Origin of the sequence: Bacillus sp. SIMBA_074 (assembly GCF_046534555.1) — a bacterium.
GTDB classification, from domain to species: Bacteria; Bacillota; Bacilli; order Bacillales; family Bacillaceae_G; genus Bacillus_A; species Bacillus_A mycoides.
Map to the genome: position 1 here is coordinate 1 of NZ_JAWRYM010000390.1, position 279 is coordinate 279.

Genomic DNA, 279 nt, shown 5'->3' on the forward strand with positions numbered 1-279 from the left:
ATATGATAACGATAAGCAACTGGAAAAAGGAGGATGAGTGATGAGGCTGTTGGATTCGTATATAGAGCTTGGCGTAGTGGCAATGGCGCGGGCTGCTACGGCGGGATGGGTCGGAGGACATTATGGGGCAGCGCTGCTTGCCGGCTATTACATGAATCAGGAGCATGAATTGCCGGAGCATGTCAAAGCTGGCATTGAGCGAACCTGTGAAGCGTATCGCGCCCAGCAACCAGACTGGTTTTTACCAATCGACCAGGATGAGGCCGCTGACGCTACCCT

The 279-nt window shown here is 53.4% G+C and carries 1 pseudogene; it reads left to right on the forward strand.

Annotated features, from left to right (window positions below):
• Positions 1-40: 40 nt before the first annotated feature.
• A pseudogene (locus SB773_RS31275) lies at positions 41-279 on the forward strand (hypothetical protein); the annotation flags it as partial.